The sequence below is a fragment of the Chitinophagaceae bacterium C216 genome (assembly GCA_028485475.2).
GTDB classification, from domain to species: domain Bacteria; phylum Bacteroidota; class Bacteroidia; order Chitinophagales; family Chitinophagaceae; genus Niabella; species Niabella composti.
In genome coordinates this window covers 2,136,765-2,154,859 of record CP144143.1, presented here as the reverse complement: position 1 = coordinate 2,154,859, position 18,095 = coordinate 2,136,765, and the positions used below count along the sequence as shown (strand labels likewise).

Genomic DNA, 18,095 nt, shown 5'->3' with positions numbered 1-18,095 from the left:
AAAAGAGCAAACACACACTGTACATTATATCAGTGTTTAATTCGATGCAATCCTAACATCGAACAATTTGAAGCCACGACTATTAACCTACCCCCTAATATATTTTAATTTTTTATTTACTAAAAAGTTAATGTAACCCAATCATAGTAGATTATCAATACACAAAATTCTTTGCTTACCTATTTGAAGTGTATAAGTTTATTACAAGAATAAAGCGATATTCAGATATATTAGGTAATAAATAATTTTTAGAGAGCAGATATCCATTATTGCCTCATCTGCTTCCATAAATCTCTGCTGCGTATTTACTCTTATCGTCGCATAAGGATAAGATTCCTCCTCAATACAAAATACAAACTAAGCCATTATCAGCCGGCAGATGGTACAGTAAATCTCATCTTTATGCACCTACTTTTGTATATTTTGAAAAATAGATGAAGATTACGGATCTAATTCGTTCATCGAAAATATCGATACTACCCATGTGGAAAGAAAAGCCTATGATTACCTACTTAAAGAAGTAGACTTTGTTCAATATGATAATAGTACAGATGACGTATATGTAATTACCAGAACAGAGCCCCTGCCATAGGAATAACTATATTCTACCCCGAAGATCTAACCAGATCTCCGTTGTACCGGATTGGTACGACTGCATTACGTTCGTAAAGAGCGACGGTGTCATAAATAGCAACACCGTATAGGATACTAAGGGGTTATAACATTACTTTACAAGTATTATAAATAATCAGTAGCTTTACAATAGCCCTCAAAGCAATATTCCTGATTACCTCAATCCATAGTAGCCATGAGTAATATTTCCGAAATTCTGAAATCCACAGCACATCGCCCCTACGAATATCCGGAAAGACCCTGGTGGTACTATCAGGAGTGGAATCGGGCTTTGTTACTACATTATGAGGTACCATACGAGCTACTCAAAAAATTGGTACCTAAGGGCTTGGATATTGATACTTTCAACGGTAAGGCCTATATATCCATAATTCCGTTTACAATGGAACGATTAAGACCGCGATTACAGCCCTCACTGAGCTGGATTTCTAATTTTCAAGAAATCAATGTTAGAACTTATATGGAGGTCGGAAATAAAAAAGGAGTTTACTTTCTTAATATTGAAGCCGGAAAATATCTTTCAGCTATCCTTACCCGAAAGTTATCCAAATTACCCTATGAAAAAGCCAATATAAAACGAGAAGGCACCACATATTACTCCAAAAATTCCAAAAAAGGATTCTGGCTAGATGTAGCCTATACCGTTGGCGAAACAATCCAGCAAAAGTCAGAGCTAGATATCTGGCTGACGGAAAGATACTGCTTATATCTGAAATCACAGGATACATTGTATCGCTATGACGTGCATCACAGAGAATGGGAACTAAAGGAGGTTACCGTAACTCGTTTGGACATTCATTACCCCATCGGAGAACTACTATTGAATTATCCTGCAGATTTAACACACTACTCCAACGGTGTTCAAGTGCTAATTTGGGATAAAGTAAAAATATAAGTGGGGTTCGTGTAAAAAACTACTTTTGAGAAATTTGCAAGGCAGAGATGATGGATATTGCCAATTAGTATCTTATATTGCTATAGATTTTTCATATAAACTACTTAGCAACTTAACAAAACTGTCATATGAAGATATCTTTCCCTCCAAGCTTTTTAGGTGCCCGTTGTGACATTTTAATGGACATAGTAGTAATATCCATGTTTATCATCCTCCCCTTGCTATGGTATTCGTTCAAAAAAGTAAAGGTAGAGCGCAACTATAAGCTGCATAAGAACATTCAGTTAATTATGTTCGTCATTCTGTTTTTTGTAGTATTGTTGTTTGAATACGATATGCAGCAAAATGGCGGCATTTTTGAAATGGTGAAAGGGTCTTCTTATGAAGGAACATTTTTTCTAAACTTCACTATATATTTTCACACTTTCCTATCTATTACCACATCCATCATTTGGACAGTACTAATTATCGCTTCATTAATTAAGTTTGGCAAAAATCCTCGCCCCGGCAAATTCAGTAAAACGCATCGCTTGTGGGGTAAAATAGGAATGTGGGACATGGCATTAACCTGCATTACAGGTCTCATTCTTTATATCTACGGCTTCTTGTTATAATCGATATTGCCACAGCACTGGACGCGATGTATCCGCCATTCCAGGAATGAGCGGATAACGCTCCTATGATCCTGCTCAATAGATATTCCCCTCTTATCTTGAGAAAATAAAAAAATTGCGCAACTAAATAGTTACGCGTGTATTTGCAACCGATGGGTTTCATATTTTAATTATGCAACGAGATATTTTTCAGACAACTGCAGATCCAACACCATGAGCTATTATTACACTTATGGCGTTACACGCAATGACACCGAATGCAATTGCGACGAACTTTAAAATAACACGACAGGCAGTGTCTAAGCCTTTGCGTATTCTTACCGAATGCCAACTGATCAAACGTTAATATAAAGGAAGAGAAATCTATTATTCGCTCGAAATAGAAAAATGAAAGAATTCGACAAGGGGCTGGCACAATTCCGAAAACTATGGGAACCTCGATTCAGCCAGCTTGACGACGTTCTGCAAACCATGAAAAACAAAAAACTATGATCACGTAATCTATTTTTGACTTCATCGCCAACAAAGAAACACGCACGGTAAGCATCGAGTGCAGTTTTGCTGCAGTACCGGATCTGGGTTAGCAGGATTGGACAAAACCTGAAATGCTGAACACTTTATTGACCAAAGTAACATTACGCTGGTGCATATATGTATAATAAATCTCCCGAACCAAATGATTGAAATGAGCTTCAAAAAGGGCTTCACCATGGTGTTACACGAACTGGACTCCTTATTGCTCCACTCAAAAAATAAAAATTATGAAAAACCTCCTTCTCCTATTGCTTGCTGCTCCCTTTATTTTGAGCTACAATAACTCAAACCAAAATTCTAAAGCAAATCAAAAAAAAGATACCTTAGCTTACAAAACCCACATCACAACTATGAATACACAAAAAATCACCCCCTGTCTTTGGGTAGAAAAAGATGCCAAAGCGGTAGCCGACTATTATCTATCGATTTTCCAAGATGGCAAGTTAAAAGAATACCACCATTACGAAAACACTCCAGAAGCTGTAGCTATCAGTGGGCAAGAAACTTTTGAAATAGCCATCATTCAAATAGCAGAAATGGAATTTCAGATATTGGCAGCCGGCCCGTTTTTTAAATTCAATGAATCCATCTCTTTTGTAATCAACTGTAAAGATCAGGCAGAAGTAGACTACTACTGGGAAGCGCTCACCTCCAACGGTGGTGCAGAAGGCCAATGCGGATGGTGTAAAGACAAATACGGACTCTCTTGGCAAGTGGTACCTGTCGAATATTACGAGCTGATAAGTAGCGAAGGTCCATCCGTAAGAGCCAAAGTCATGAAAAACACCATGCGCCAGAAAAAAATCATTCTGTCAGAGCTTAAACAATCATAAGCTTCGCATTTTGAAACTTACTAGGAATAAAAGTTAAAAGCTCTATATACCTACCCAGTCTTTCCACCCATTTATTCGCTCCCTTATTGGATAAAGTTTTGTCGCTTTCAATAAAGGCCACAAAACTTTTTCTATTTTCCCCAAAATAGGTCATATAATAAATCGTTATTTTAGCCTGGAATTAATTTTTAAACATTTAACCTACTCAGATCATGAAACCAAAATTTTTATTGACACTGCTTTGGCTGATGGGCCATTATTATTTGTATGCACAAAAAATAGCCTCGGAGATTCTGGGTAAATGGGATGTTTGGATCCCAGGTGCGGTAACTTATGTAGTTACCAATGACAATCGTACCAATATGATATATCAGCACGGTGCCGCCATGAATACCCTAACCATTTATAATAATGGTAAATATACTTGGGGAGAGTATTCGGACAACATTAAAATCGTTAGCCCATGGTATGCACAGGAAGGCGTTACCTATTATCGCATCTCAGATGCACGAAAAAACACCTATGATTTCTGGTATAAAAAAGATACAGACCAACTGATTTTTTTAGCCGGAGAAGTAGGAGGCCACATAGCAACCGGAACTCGTCTTAACGGTAAAGCTACAGCTCCCTCAGAAATCAAGAAACCTGTACCCACAAAAGAAAAGCCAAAGGCTGTACCTACTGCTTTCAAAACTGGCCAGGAAGTGCTGGTAGAATGGTCAGGCAGCTGGTATAATGCCAAAATTTTGGACTACAAAGATGGTCAATATAAAATTCACTATATCGGCTGGGGAAGTACCTGGGACGAATGGGTGAAACCCTCCCGTATTAAAGCTAAGGATAAAAAGTAGCATACATGGGAAAATAGTTGTATTGCCCTTATCCAAACTAAAAAAGCTAGCAGGCCTGCCCTACACCTTTGGTCTGTTAGCTTTTTAAAGATGCGATACACACCCAACAAGTCCTCTTCATAAGCAATAACTTGAGATTCTTCATCCCAATAAAAATAGTTCGGGAGCTTTGTTGGATATTCGCTAATTCTATCAAATGCATGCGTTTCTTATAGTTCGTAGCAAGCATTTGGCTATTGCTTGTGGAAGATTTTATCCGAACGGCAGTACTAAAATCGTTAGCCAACAAATGTTCTATTGGCTTCTCCAACAATACCTATTGGATGTAGTATCTTGTAAAGAGAGCTATAATAATCCCTCAAATCAATGAAGACATGTCGATATATCTATTATCGAGATAAGTTCTTCCTCTCCTATAGAAAGTGGATAAGGTAATATAGTGCTCCTTGCTATTTTAAATAATGATGCTCAACCTAATATCCTATCTCCACCATAATCCAACATACACAAAAGAGCAACTTAAATCCGCAAATAACTATCAGCCCATAATATTTATTAATTTTCGGTTATAATTACAATGTATATATTGAAATCAATCCCATAACCTCCAAAATTACCATGACTAGAATACAAATAATAATGGGAGATATCACCCAATGCAATGTAGACGCTATAGTAAATGCAGCCAATAGCTCATTAATGGGTGGCGGTGGTGTAGATGGAGCCATACATAGAGCCGGAGGATCTGCAATTCTAGAAGAATGTCGGAAAATTGTCGCCCGCCAAGGTGGCTGTAAAACCGGGGAGGCCGTTATTACCACTGCCGGTAAATTACCGGCAAAATATGTAATCCATACTGTCGGCCCTGTTTGGCATGGAGGCGATAACGATGAAGCCACTTTGCTCAGAAATTGTTATATCAACTCACTAAAGCTAGCGGTAGCACATCAATGTAAAACGGTGGCCTTTCCATCTATCAGTACCGGAGTATATCGTTTCCCAAAGGATAAAGCTGCAGTAATAGCGGTTACAGCTATTATAAACTTTCTGAATAATGATAAGCAAATACACAAAGTGATACTAGTTTGCTTCGATGAAGAAAATTATCGGCTATTACAGGCTGCAATGTCGGAAATCACAGCTTCATGAATATGGAGCAAAATGCTTTATAAAAATCCACTCTACTTTTTTTCACATTTCTTTTACTTTAGTATATTCACATACAATTTTGCATGACCTGTATATGGCCTGTGCTTTTAGTTTGCAATATAAAATTGCTATTAATAAGCTTAAAATGCATATACGGAAAAATACCAAAACCTGCTTTAAATTCTGATTTGTAATATTATGACTTCAGAAAATCCCATCAATCAAACTAACCAGAACTACCAGTTAGAATTTTTCGGAAAAGGTTCTGAGTATTTTAGCATTATGATCGTAAACTGGCTGTTGACGCTGGTTACTTTGGGCATTTATTATCCCTGGGCCAGAGCTAAGAAATTGCAATACATTTATGGGCAAACGGCCCTGAATGAGGAACGATTTCATTTCTCGGGCACAGGCAAGGAAATGTTTCGCGGCTTTATCAAAATCTTCATTTTTTATATCGCCGTAATTTCCATTTTCTTGCTGCTAATGAAAATGGTCAATACCTTGGCTGGTATTTTGTTCTTCTATCTGGCAATCTTAAGTATTATTCCCTTTGCCATTCATGGTGCATTCCGATACCGACTCAGTAGAACCACCTACAGAGGTATTCGCTTTGGTTATCGCGGCGACCGACATCTCTTTGTGGGATATTTTTTCCGTTGGCTGCTTTTCACCGTATTGACATTTGGTATCTATGGGGCATGGATGGCGATGAATATCCGCAGATACACACACAGTAATATCCGTTACGGCGATGTAGCATTTTCCAATGACGGAGATGGCGGGGAATTTCTCGTATTAAACCTTAAAGGCTATATTCTCAGTCTGCTTACACTGGGCATTTATATTTTTTGGTGGCAACGCGACCTGTTTAATTATTACATCAACCGCATGCGCATGATCAAGGGCGAACAAAAAATACAATGTTACTCCACAGCTACGGGTAGAGCATTTTTTAACCTTATGGTAGGAAATTTATTGTTAGTCATCTTTACTTTAGGTTTAGGTACAGCTTGGGCAGAAATGCGTACCCTCCGATTTATCTGGAACAATATTAAAATGGAAGGTAACATTAACTTAGAAGAAGTATATCAAACAGAAGATGAATACAACGACGCATTTGGAGAAGATCTTCTGGATTTCTTTGAGATAGATATTGCTTAACCATGAACAATACCACTCAAGCTGCAAAATATTTCAATGGACTCATAGCCGCATCCCAGGCAGCCTCTGTTATTATAAATGAGTTCATGGGCGAACTCCATATTCGTACTTCAAACGGAAGCGTAGCTATCTGGCTTTTACAAGATCTAGAATCTAACGACTATGGTCCTATAATGGAAATTCGAAATAAAAAATATCCGGCTGCGGTATTAAAAATAGAAGACAAGCGCTTTGCACAGCAGTTTTATAATACAATGAAACAATACAAGCGTGCAGACATCCATACACGTTTGTTGCGTCTAGGATTTAGTAAAATCACAGCCATAGCCATTGGATTATTTCTACTAATCGCAATTGCCTATATCTATATTTTACCAACTATTGCTGAAAAAGCCGCAACGCTACTTCCCGATAGTTTCGACAATAAAATTGGAGAACTTTTCATGGATAGTTTTGTAGGAGATCGCAAAATAGATTCTACAAAAACATCCTATCTACAAGCCTTTGCCGCAGAACTAGATTTAAAGAATAAAAAACCTCTACATTTTACAGTAGTGAAATCCAAACAGGTAAATGCGTTTGCACTACCTAACGGACAAATAGTGGTATATAGTGCCATCATTGATAAAATGAAAAACGCTGAAGAATTAGCTGCACTGCTAGGACACGAAGCCTCACACGTGAACCAGCGACATTCCACCAAAATGCTGTGTCGTAATCTGGCAGGTTATATGATTATTTCATTATTGTTTAACGATGTAAACGGCATCATGGCTGTTATGGCCGAGAATTTCCATCAGCTACACACGCTCTCCTACTCGCGTAAGTTTGAACAAGAAGCAGATGAACTGGGATTAAAAATTTTAATGGATAATCATATAAATCCCAATGGCATGATTCGTTTGTTTGAGGAGCTGGAAAAAGAAAACGAATTTCAATTACCCGAAATACTCAGCACCCATCCGTTAACCAAAGAACGAAAAATACATATGCAACAAATTATTTCAAAATCACCTTATCACACGAATACTCCTATACGTCTCAATGATCTTTTTGAAAAAATAAAAAAACTAAACTCGCCCCATGACAAAAATGCGTCACTACAAATTAGTACTACAAATTATAAATCGATATACAATATGTCCATTAAAACAAAAATTCTTATCCGTGCTACTTTCCATCTTAATTTTTCTTATCTTAGTAATAAGATACCGTGGACAAGGATATAGCCCTATAAACATTTCTATTAATATGTTAACCAGACAGAAAATCATACACATTATCACCATCATTACTACGTTCCGGAATTCTAAATAATCTATCGCATGAAATTACTATTGCTAGCCTTAGCAATTTTACTTACAAGTTGCTGTCATGCACAGTCTCCAATCAATAATATTTTCACTAAGTATAAAAAAATAAAGGTGTATCCGTAACAGTGTACGAAACAGATCCGTTACCGCCGATCTCCGAGAAAACTCCCGTAACATTTTCTACTAAAACATTAGAAGTAGAAAATGATGATAGCAAAAGACAACAGCGTGTCATCAAAAAAATATTAGCCAATTGTAATCAAGTATTTAAACGTAGAAAATATGTTTTGGTAGGAAGGAATAATGATGCTGGAATGATTCATAAAGTATACAAATATACTAAACCCAGCATAACAGAAATTTGCGAGCTTGAACAAGAGAGAGCGCATCTTATCCTTACTGTAACCACCTTTAAAAGTACTAATACAGATGAGGAGTTCAATGTGGATTTCAAAAATTACAGCGAGGTACAGCCTTCAGCAAAAAGCAAAATCCATAAGCAGTTCTGATATCATAGCACTTTCATTCATCCACCAATACCTATTGTCGTTGATTTTCCCTGAAGCAAAATGATATTGCATTGTGCCTTTCATACATTATTTTTGCTGAAACAAGCACTATCTAAAACCAAAATTAATAGTATGAAATACAATTATTTATAAATCAATTCTCTAACCACGAAGCACCACTTGCTAAATTCTGATATAATGAAAACAACCATCTGTTCCTTGCTGCTCTTATTATGCGGCCTTAGTATGCATGCGCAAAACTTGTACTCCCGCGCTTTTGGCAATCCTAATAACCAAGCCATCGTCTTTTTGCATGGTGGTCCGGGATATAATTGTGCCAACTTTGAAGGTACCACTGCCCAAGCCCTGGCCGACAAAGGATTTTTTGTAATCGTGTACGACCGTCGAGGTGAAGGTAGAAGCAGCAGTGAGGGTGCGGAATTCACATTTAAACAAACGTTTAATGATTTGAATGAGCTGTACAGCCGGTATGGCATACAAAAGGCTATGCTGATTGGGCATAGTTTTGGCGGCATAGTAGCCTTGCTGTATACCAAACAATTTCCGGAGAAGGTGCATAGTATTGTATTGGCAGGAGCGCCCCTATCCTTGCAAGAATCATTTGCACAGATTATCGATCGATGCAAGAAGATATATCAAGCGAAAAATGATAGTACTAATTTGAATTATCTCTCAATGCTTGAAAAGATGGACAAGAGTACGCTTCAATACAGCTCATTTTGTTTTGCACACGCGATGCAGAACGGATTTTACTCCCCACAGAAACCTACCGAGGAAGCATTGAAGCTCTATCAGCAATGGAGAGAAGATACCACACTGTCACAATATGGCTCGCAAATGACACCTCAAGCTCCACAAGGCTTTTGGCAGAACGAACACTATACAACGCTCGATCTTACCGAAACCGTGCAATCGCTCAAACAAATGGATGTAAGCATTTATGGAGTTTATGGCCAAGACGACGGATTGTACTCCGAAGCACAGATTGAAAAACTAAAATCTCTGATTGGTGCATCCCATGTATTCTATTGGGAACAATGTTCGCACAATGTGTTTATAGACCAGCAGAAGAAATTTATAGATGCAATTGGAATATGGGGACAATAAAGCATAAGAGCTCATATCTATATCAAAAGCCACATTTGCTTGTTGGTTAGGCCATAAAACCTCTTCTGAATTCCAAAGGGCTTAGCGTGGTTTTGGCTTTGAATAATTTGCTGAATGATTGCGGATGCTCGAATCCTAATTCGTAGGCAATTTCGCTTACGCTAAGTTGGGTTGTGGATAATTTTTCTTTAGCCTTATCGATAATAAATTGCTGTATCAGCTGCTGGGTGCTTTGTCCACTAACCAATCGCAACATTTTACCCAGATAACCGGGAGATACATGCAAAGCATTAGCGAGATACTGAACAGACGGAAGTCCGTACAGTGTTGCCTGTTCGGTATTGAAATATTCTTCAAGCTGCTTTTGCAATTGATCCAGCAAGTCGTGATGCTTCTTTTCGCGTGTAATAAACTGTCTATTGTAAAATCTTTCAGAATAACTCAACAGTGTTTCGATATGCGATAAAATAATGGGTTTGCTAAAGGCATCGATATTGGCAAGATATTCATCACGTATATTGCGTACGATATCGTTTAAAATTTTTTCTTCCTTGTCGGAAAGAAACAAAGCTTCGTGAATTTCGTAGTCGAAGAAATCATACTCGCGGATTTTCTTTTGCAGATGGGTATTCCATAAAAAATCCGGATGAATCAAGAGTAACCAACCCGAACGAGCTTGCGCATCGTTCAGGTTTCGGTTTACTCTGAGCACTTGGTTGGGAGCCATAAAATACAAAACGCCTTCATCAAAATCATACTCCTGCCTGCCATAGTACAACTTATCAACACCTCTTTTCAGCGATATCACATAGATACCTAATAGCAACCGATCAATATCTCCATAATATTCACGACTCAAATCTGCATAATCCACAATACTCACCAATGGATGAGCCGGTTGCGATAAGCCATGCAGCCTGTGAAACTCCTGAATGGTTTTGATATGATATGGCTCTTTGGGCATTTAGATTGGGTTAAGATTCAAAAACAATGGACATTCGTCGATAAAATTACAGCTTATAGCGCAAGTCCGCCCGAAACTTCTATGCGCTGTCCGTTTATCCAATAAGCATCATCACTACATAGGAAAGCAACGACCCCTCCGATATCTGTAGGTAAACCGGCACGTCCCAATGCTGTTACGGCTGCGATATGTGCATTGATTTCTTTGTTATCTCTCGTGCGGCCTCCACCAAAATCGGTTTCAATGGCTCCGGGTGCTACTACATTCGCCCGAATTCTTCTTTCACCAAGTTCTTTAGCCAGATAGCGGGTAAAGGTTTCCACCGCTGTTTTTAATGAGGCATAAGCCGAAGAACCTGGAAAGGTAGTACGGGTTAATCCTGACGAAATATTGACGATACCACTACCATTATTCATTAAGGGTAATACTTTTTGCGTAAGAAAATAAACGCCCTTGAAATGAATATTATAAGCGGCATCTAATTGTTCTTCGCTTACTTCTTCCACCCTACCGTACAAAGCAGTACCGGCATTGTTTATCAGAAAATCGAGCTGCTGATAGCCCTCTTTATCCAGATAAGATTTTAGATTTTCGACCAATGCGTCAAAACTTTTTGTATTGCCGGTATCCAACTGAAAAATGGCTCCTTTTACTCCTTTGGACTGTATCAATTGTAACACATCCTCTGCTGCCTGAGCTTGTGTGTGATAGGTGATGATAACATCCAGCCCTTTATCAGCCAATCGAAGTGCAATATCCCTTCCGATACCGCGACTACCGCCTGTTACTAAGGCTACTTTGTTTTTTGTTTCCATAATATCATTTGTTTTAAAAGACAAAACGAAGGTATTTTCAAATGAGCTGGTAGAACTAACTCAATCGCTCCGTTTTGTAGCCGTATCGGTAGTAGAAGAACATTACACACCACCAGGCACCTCAACATTGAATCAAAGGTTGCACCTCCGCTTAAATACGCACAACAACTCGTTTACCACTTGCATCAATACACCACGCGTCTTCTATATTCTCCAATGTATATTCAAGAATATCCATTTTGATTTTGTTATCCGCAGCAAGGCGAAAGGTTTCCGGAAGCAGATCTCTCAAAAAAAACTTCATTTCATCATCTCTCCATGTACCTAATCCAGAGCCCAATAGCGATATATCGGTTCCTCTTAATGTAGAAGAGGACAGAGTTATCTTATCTCCTGCAAGTGCGCCCACAGTAATAAAACGCGTACGATGCGAATAACCGATATTTCCCGAAAGTGCATGAAGGATGTGCTCAGCACTTGCTCCCCACAGATAATCCAACACAACATCGACAGGGCTTTGCTGATGCAAACGTTTTACTGCAGCTGTAAAATCAGCTCCAGAACTATTCAAAGAAATTACTTCATCCGCTCCTAGGCTTATCAGTTCATCAAATACTTTTTCATTTCTTCCTGTGGCCACCACTTTGCGAGCACCATAATATTTAGCTAATTGAATAGCCATCTTACCTGTGACGCCAGTAGCTCCGTTAATCAATACCACCTCACCTTTCTGCAATTTGGCTCTGCACAATAAGACTAATGAAGACCCCATCACAGCATTGGGTAAGGCTGCAGCCATAGCATCACTAACTCCGTCGGGCAATATCAATACCTCATCCTTAGGCACAATAGCCTTCTCTGCCATCATACCGCTCAACCCTATTGCGTACACTCTTTGACCATTCTCTAAATGCCCCACCCCATCGCTTCCTACAATAAATGGCTTATCAATTTCCTTTACAGAATAGTGATTGCCGCTGGCTCTCAACTTATCCAAATTCTTAATGGCCGAAGCTTTCACCGAAATGATAAGTTCGTGATCTTTACTTAATATCGGTTCTTCAAAGTCTGATGTATATTTTGGTAATTCACCTTTTTGAAATACTACTGCAGCTTTCATTGGATATTTGGTTTACAATTCTACAATAGCTCCCACCAAGAATGACTACACGTTTTGTATTTTCTGGAATCTTTCGATAGAAGCTTTTAATTCTTCTTCAGTTTCGGGCAGTTGATATTTCTGATTTTGAATAATACGCGATTGAATCTCTTCCGCAAAAGGCTTATGCTGCTCTTGATATTGCGCAAATGCAATTTGATGATCAGCATGAGCAGCTAATGATTTTGCGAGACAAGTCGCCCCAATCATAGCCAAGCTGGTACCCATGCCGGTAAAGAAACTTGGAGCGTGTGCCGCATCACCAACCAAGGCTACCCGTCCTTTATACCATTGCGGAACATGTACCTGACAAACCTCATCAAAAAACAAACTATCTGAATGCAACATGGCATCTAAAATCTCCAGCACTTTCCATCCTTTCTCATTACCAAAGTTGTCTTTCAAAATCTGTTTGTGTTGTTCCTTGTTACGATAGTCCCAATCCAGTTTGGGAGAACGAAACATCAACACACCATTCGCTCCGTTTAAGAACTGATAGATAAGGGCTTGTTTACCTAATGAGCGATACATGACTCCTGTATCTTTAGTTCGTCCTGTGTCAATATCTTTAGTTTCCGCAAAAGCAAAATAAGCTCCAAAAAATTGAGTAAACTGATGTTCCTCTCCAAACACCAATCGTCTAACTATAGAGTGGGTACCATCTGCACCAAAAACATAATCGAATGAATGGATACTTCCATCTTCAAAAACAACTTTTACTGCATCATCTAGTTCTTCAAGGGTAGCAATACTAGAATTGAATAAAATTTTTACGCCATCCTTCGGAAGTGCATCATAAATGATATCTAGCAAATCACCTCGGTGGATTTCTATATCGCCTAAGTATTCGGGTTGCTTATTCAATGAAAATCGAACCAGCGTTTCTCCTTGATCATTTACAATTTCATCGGTATGAATAAATTCTTTTGCTTTAACCTGATCTCCAATACCCATTTCCTGAACAATGTCCAGGGCTTTACCCCTGATGTCAATGGGGGAACCTCCCCGTCTCAGTCCGGAAGCATATTCCACCACAGTAACATCAAAATCGAACTTATTCAGCCAATAAGCTAAAGTCAATCCCGCAAATCCAGCTCCGGAAATTAAAACTTGCTTTTTCATCATCGGATGGTTTAAGGTAGATAATGAACGATATCCGTATGGATATAAATGCAGATTTTTACGAAAGCAAAACTATTCATACATTTAGGAATAAAATAGTCCGAGATTGGATAAAAAATAGTCCGAAAAATGAATACACCATCCAATAATGATAAGCAATTATTCAAAGATTTTGTACAAAAGATTGGTTATGAATTTGATGAAAACACATTAGAAAACTTTGAACTGAAGTTTCAGAAAGCTTACACTTTCCTACCCGAACTCGCCATTTTTGCCGGTTCTTATTTGGTGAGAAAAACAACACAAAGAGTGACGCATCCTCCTAAAAAAATCAAAAACAATATCAGGATCTTCTTTCACAATATCATCCATACACATCAGGGCACATCAGGCAAAGAAAAACAACTTCCCTCTGTGAGGATTTCATCAGCATCAACACCGCAAACAACTATCTTCAGACAAGGTACAGAAGCCAATATTGTTTTGGTGATTATTGATGCAGATTATTTGAGAAGCTTTCTGCAATCCGATGCTGAAAAATTTGCTTTTCTATGTCATCTCGATGAGCATTTTTTAATTGAAGAAATGATGACTGACGATATTCTTCGCACCGTCAATGAAATTATTTCCGAAGGCAAAAAGCAAAAGTTGAAAGATTACTTTTATAAACTAAAGACCCTAGAACTACTGTACTATTTGTTTGAAAGTTTAAGCCAGCGTGATAGCACTAAACCGGTATTAAAGTGGAGTGAACGTGATATCACAGCAATTTACAATGTGCGCAATGCCATTGCAGCGGATTTATCGCAAGCACATACCATTAGTGAGCTCAAACGGATAGCGGGAATGAATGAACTCAAGATGCGTCAACTTTTCAAGCAAATTTTTGGCAAAGGAATATACGAATACTACCAACATCTGCGCATGACAGAAGCCGCAAGAATGCTACGCGAAGATAAACTATCGGTCTCCGAAGCCGGCTATGCCTTAGGATTCGAAAACCTCAGTCATTTCACCCGCTTATTCGAACAACACATCGGCATGAAACCGAAGAAGTATAGTAGTCAGTTTTAGCTAAAGGGAAGATTCCTCCCTGCTTGGCAATTAAAAAAGAATAACAGTTTTCGTTGGGCTTGGTGCTGAAACGAAATGGGATTATTTCAATTAATATAGATAATCACTAAATATCCACTGAGGATATTAACTTTGAAACCAATAAATTAAGACAAAAAGGCAACATGTTCGAACAAACTTTTAAAAACATAGACGACATACTTTACAAGGACGCAGGTGCAGACAGCGAATTGGACTACATTGAACAAACTTCTTGGGTTTTGTTTTTGCGTTACCTTGACCAATTGGAAAGTGAAAAAGCGGACGAAGCCGCTTTAGAAGGAAAAGAATATCAATACATTTTGGACGAGCAATTTCGCTGGCCGAATTGGGCGATGCCTAAAACAGCAGATGGGAAACTGGACCATCACAAAGCCATGACTGGACCTGACTTGGTTCAGTTTGTGGACTTGAAGTTGTTTCCATACTTGGCAAGTTTCAAACAGAAAGCCATTGACAACCCGAAATCCATTGAATATAAAATCGGAGAGATTTTCAGTGAGCTGAAAAACAAAGTAAAAAGCGGTTACAACCTGCGTGAAATTATAGAAATGGTGGACGAACTACCTTTTGGTAGTTCCAAGGACAAGCACGAACTCAGCCACTTGTACGAAACCAAAATCAAAAACATGGGCAATGCCGGACGCAATGGAGGTCAGTACTACACCCCACGTCCTTTGATTCGTGCCATGATTGAAGTGGTGAACCCACAGATTGGCGAAAAGGTCTATGATGCAGCTTGTGGTAGTGCGGGCTTCTTGTGTGAAGCATACGCCTATATGTATGAGCGTATGGAGAAGACGACCAAAAATCTGAAAATCCTTCAGGAAGAAACCTTTTACGGAAAAGAGAAAAAGAACCTGGCCTACATCATTGGGGTGATGAATATGATTTTGCACGGCATCGAAGCGCCAAACATCATTCACACCAATACGCTGACGGAAAACATCAGAGACATCCAGGAGAAAGACCGTTACCACGTTATCCTAGCCAATCCTCCATTTGGCGGTAAGGAACGAAAAGAAGTACAACAAAACTTCGATATCAAAACCAGCGAAACCGCTTTTTTATTCTTACAGCATTTTATCAAGAGTCTGAAAGCAGGCGGACGAGCAGGTATCGTTATCAAGAACACATTTTTGAGCAATACCGACAATGCGTCTATTTCATTGCGCAAGTATTTATTGGAAAGCTGCAACCTGCACACCATTTTGGATATGCCGGGAGGGACATTCTTGGGGGCAGGTGTAAAAACGGTAGTCTTGTTTTTCACCAAAGGCGAACCGACCCAAAAAATCTGGTATTACCAGCTCGACCCGGGTAGAACCTTAGGCAAAACCAACCCGCTCAACGATGCGGATATGCAGGAATTCATACAACTGCAAAAGGAAAAGACCGTTTCTGAGAAAAGCTGGATAATCGATATTGCAGACATAGACACGAGCACCTACGACCTCAGTGTGAAGAATCCCAATAAGAAAGAGGAAGTCAAGCTCCGCTCACCACAGGAGATTTTAGCAGAAATGGAGATGCTCGATAAAGAAGCCGAAAATGTCCGAACCTTGATTAGTAAGATTATTGGTTTGCCTGATTAATTCAGTAGTGGTGAAAGAACAAGAGCTTACACATAAAATAATTGGGGCGGCTATGGAAGTGCATAAGCACTTAGGCAATGGCTTTCAAGAAGTCATTTATCAACGAGCCTTAGCCATTGAGATGCAAATGCAAAATATCCATTTCGTTAGGGAGCAAGAAATGCCTTTACAGTACAAAGGCTATGATGTGGGAACCAGGCGGGTTGATTTTTTTGTGGAAGACAAAATAATGGTGGAGATAAAAGCGGTTATCAATTTAGAAGATGTGCATTTGGCTCAGGCTATGAACTATTTGGAAGCATACAATTTAGAAATCGGACTTTTAATAAATTTCGGAGCGAAAAGTTTACAGTTTAAAAGAGTTCACAATAACAAAAAGTCTTGAATCATAAGTAAAGTCTTGAACCATGATTCAAAAGAATTAAAGAATTACCATGATTAAAGAAAAATTGCAAAATATAAAATCAAGCCATCAAGCGAATCTTGAAAATCAAGGTTCAGACAATTTGCAGCACGGTTGGGAAATAAAAAAGTTGGGGGAAGTGTGCGAAATTGTTAATGGTTCTACACCGTTGAGATCGAATAAAGATTTTTGGGAAAATGGAAACTTTCCTTGGTTTACTATTGATGATATAAGAGAACAGGGAAGAATTATTAGTAAAACTAAACAAAAAGTAACCGAAGCTGCACTTTCAAAATTGAGAGTGCTACCCAAAGATACAGTCTTACTCTGTTGCACAGCTTCTGTAGGAGAATATGCTATTACAAAAATTGAACTAACTACAAATCAGCAATTCAATGGTTTAATTGTAAAAGATAGGAATATATTATCTCCTGAGTTTTTAATGCACTACTGCTCTACATTGAAGGACAAACTTTTGAATTTAAGTGGGAAGACAACAATTGATTTTATTGCAATCGGCAAACTTAAAAGTCTTGAAATCCCCCTTCCCCCTATCTCCGAACAACAACGCATTGTTTCCATTTTAGATAAAGCCTTTGCCGCCATTGAAAAGGCAAAAGCCAATGCCGAACAAAACCTCAAAAACGCCAAAGAACTTTTTGAAAGTTATTTGCAGGAGGTGTTTGACAAAAAGGGTGATGGTTGGGAGAAGAAGAAATTGGGAGAAGTTATTGAATACGATAAAAATCAAAACATTCATAAAGGATTGCCTTATGTTGGTTTAGAACATATTGAATCAAATTCGGGTAGATTTATTGGAAGTTTAGAGCCACAAGTAGTTAAGAGTTCAACTTTCTATTTTAATGAGCAGCACGTTCTTTACGGTAGATTAAGACCATATTTGAATAAAGTTTTGTTGCCAGATTTTGAAGGTCATTGTTCAACTGAAATATTTCCAATCAAAGTTGGAAAGCAAATAGCGAGAGAGTTTTTATTCTATTGGCTTATCGCAGGCTCAACAGTTAAGAAAATTGATGCGACTTGGACAGGTGCAAGAATGCCAAGGGCAAATATGAATCAGGTTTTAGAATTTGATTTTGCGTTTCCAACACTCAAAGAACAACAAACCATCGTCCGCCAATTAGATGCCCTGCGAGCTGAAACGCAAAAGTTGGAAGGGCTATATCAGAAAAAAATTGATAATTTGGAGGAGTTGAAAAAGAGCATTTTGCAGAAGGCGTTTAGTGGAGAGCTGAGCGGTGGGGAGCCTATCGAATCAATAACTGAAAACTAATTTCAAA

General features: G+C 38.6%; 17 protein-coding genes. 13 read left to right on the top strand and 4 right to left on the bottom strand.

Going from position 1 to position 18,095, the window contains the following annotated elements:
* Positions 1-808 precede the first annotated feature (808 nt).
* The 9 genes from PIECOFPK_RS09185 (at position 809) to PIECOFPK_RS09145 (ending at position 9,623) form a co-directional block, all read left to right on the top strand.
* Positions 809-1,528 (top strand): YqjF family protein, encoded by a 720-nt coding sequence (locus PIECOFPK_RS09185; protein WP_409965671.1) that lies wholly within the window; start codon positions 809-811, stop codon positions 1,526-1,528.
* 128 nt (positions 1,529-1,656) lie between these two features.
* A complete protein-coding gene (locus tag PIECOFPK_RS09180) occupies positions 1,657-2,142 on the top strand; it encodes a DUF420 domain-containing protein (RefSeq protein ID WP_330975440.1) in 486 nt (161 codons plus the stop codon).
* A gap of 884 nt (positions 2,143-3,026) precedes the next feature.
* Positions 3,027-3,509: a VOC family protein gene (locus PIECOFPK_RS09175; RefSeq protein ID WP_330975441.1), complete on the top strand. Its 483-nt coding sequence runs from the start codon at positions 3,027-3,029 to the stop codon at positions 3,507-3,509.
* A gap of 212 nt (positions 3,510-3,721) precedes the next feature.
* Positions 3,722-4,360, top strand: coding sequence for a Tudor-knot domain-containing protein (locus PIECOFPK_RS09170; protein WP_330975442.1), 639 nt, complete (start codon positions 3,722-3,724; stop codon positions 4,358-4,360).
* Positions 4,361-4,978: 618 nt separating this feature from the next.
* Positions 4,979-5,509, top strand: a complete 531-nt coding sequence (locus tag PIECOFPK_RS09165) for an O-acetyl-ADP-ribose deacetylase (RefSeq protein ID WP_330975443.1) — start codon at positions 4,979-4,981, stop codon at positions 5,507-5,509.
* Between the two features lie 198 nt (positions 5,510-5,707).
* Positions 5,708-6,673: a YjgN family protein gene (locus PIECOFPK_RS09160; protein WP_409965670.1), complete on the top strand. Its 966-nt coding sequence runs from the start codon at positions 5,708-5,710 to the stop codon at positions 6,671-6,673.
* A 2-nt stretch (positions 6,674-6,675) separates the two neighbouring features.
* Complete coding sequence (locus tag PIECOFPK_RS09155; protein ID WP_330975445.1) at positions 6,676-7,902, top strand: M48 family metallopeptidase; 1,227 nt, start codon at positions 6,676-6,678, stop codon at positions 7,900-7,902.
* 209 nt (positions 7,903-8,111) lie between these two features.
* Positions 8,112-8,495 (top strand): hypothetical protein, encoded by a 384-nt coding sequence (locus PIECOFPK_RS09150; RefSeq protein ID WP_409965669.1) that lies wholly within the window; start codon positions 8,112-8,114, stop codon positions 8,493-8,495.
* Positions 8,496-8,693: 198 nt separating this feature from the next.
* A complete protein-coding gene (locus tag PIECOFPK_RS09145; protein WP_409965668.1) occupies positions 8,694-9,623 on the top strand; it encodes an alpha/beta fold hydrolase in 930 nt (309 codons plus the stop codon).
* 46 nt (positions 9,624-9,669) lie between these two features.
* On the opposite strand, the gene PIECOFPK_RS09140 is transcribed toward PIECOFPK_RS09145, so the two are convergent.
* The 4 genes from PIECOFPK_RS09140 to PIECOFPK_RS09125 all read right to left on the bottom strand — a co-directional run bounded on the left by PIECOFPK_RS09140 (position 9,670) and on the right by PIECOFPK_RS09125 (position 13,686).
* On the bottom strand, positions 9,670-10,587 hold the full coding sequence (locus tag PIECOFPK_RS09140; protein WP_409965667.1) for a helix-turn-helix domain-containing protein: 918 nt from the start codon (positions 10,585-10,587) through the stop codon (positions 9,670-9,672).
* A gap of 53 nt (positions 10,588-10,640) precedes the next feature.
* Complete coding sequence (locus tag PIECOFPK_RS09135; protein ID WP_330975448.1) at positions 10,641-11,402, bottom strand: SDR family NAD(P)-dependent oxidoreductase; 762 nt, start codon at positions 11,400-11,402, stop codon at positions 10,641-10,643.
* A 151-nt stretch (positions 11,403-11,553) separates the two neighbouring features.
* Entirely contained in the window at positions 11,554-12,522 is a 969-nt protein-coding gene (locus PIECOFPK_RS09130) for a zinc-binding alcohol dehydrogenase family protein (RefSeq protein ID WP_409965666.1), read from the bottom strand.
* A 45-nt stretch (positions 12,523-12,567) separates the two neighbouring features.
* On the bottom strand, positions 12,568-13,686 hold the full coding sequence (locus PIECOFPK_RS09125; protein WP_409965665.1) for an FAD-dependent monooxygenase: 1,119 nt from the start codon (positions 13,684-13,686) through the stop codon (positions 12,568-12,570).
* A gap of 126 nt (positions 13,687-13,812) precedes the next feature.
* Between PIECOFPK_RS09125 and PIECOFPK_RS09120 the strand changes: the two genes are divergently transcribed.
* The 4 genes from PIECOFPK_RS09120 (at position 13,813) to PIECOFPK_RS09105 (ending at position 18,088) form a co-directional block, all read left to right on the top strand.
* Entirely contained in the window at positions 13,813-14,757 is a 945-nt protein-coding gene (locus PIECOFPK_RS09120) for a helix-turn-helix domain-containing protein (protein WP_409965664.1), read from the top strand.
* Between the two features lie 164 nt (positions 14,758-14,921).
* Positions 14,922-16,391 (top strand): N-6 DNA methylase, encoded by a 1,470-nt coding sequence (locus PIECOFPK_RS09115; protein ID WP_409965663.1) that lies wholly within the window; start codon positions 14,922-14,924, stop codon positions 16,389-16,391.
* A 10-nt stretch (positions 16,392-16,401) separates the two neighbouring features.
* On the top strand, positions 16,402-16,776 hold the full coding sequence (locus PIECOFPK_RS09110) for a GxxExxY protein (RefSeq protein WP_330975453.1): 375 nt from the start codon (positions 16,402-16,404) through the stop codon (positions 16,774-16,776).
* 49 nt (positions 16,777-16,825) lie between these two features.
* Positions 16,826-18,088: a restriction endonuclease subunit S gene (locus PIECOFPK_RS09105; RefSeq protein WP_409965662.1), complete on the top strand. Its 1,263-nt coding sequence runs from the start codon at positions 16,826-16,828 to the stop codon at positions 18,086-18,088.
* The last annotated feature ends 7 nt before the right edge of the window (positions 18,089-18,095 follow it).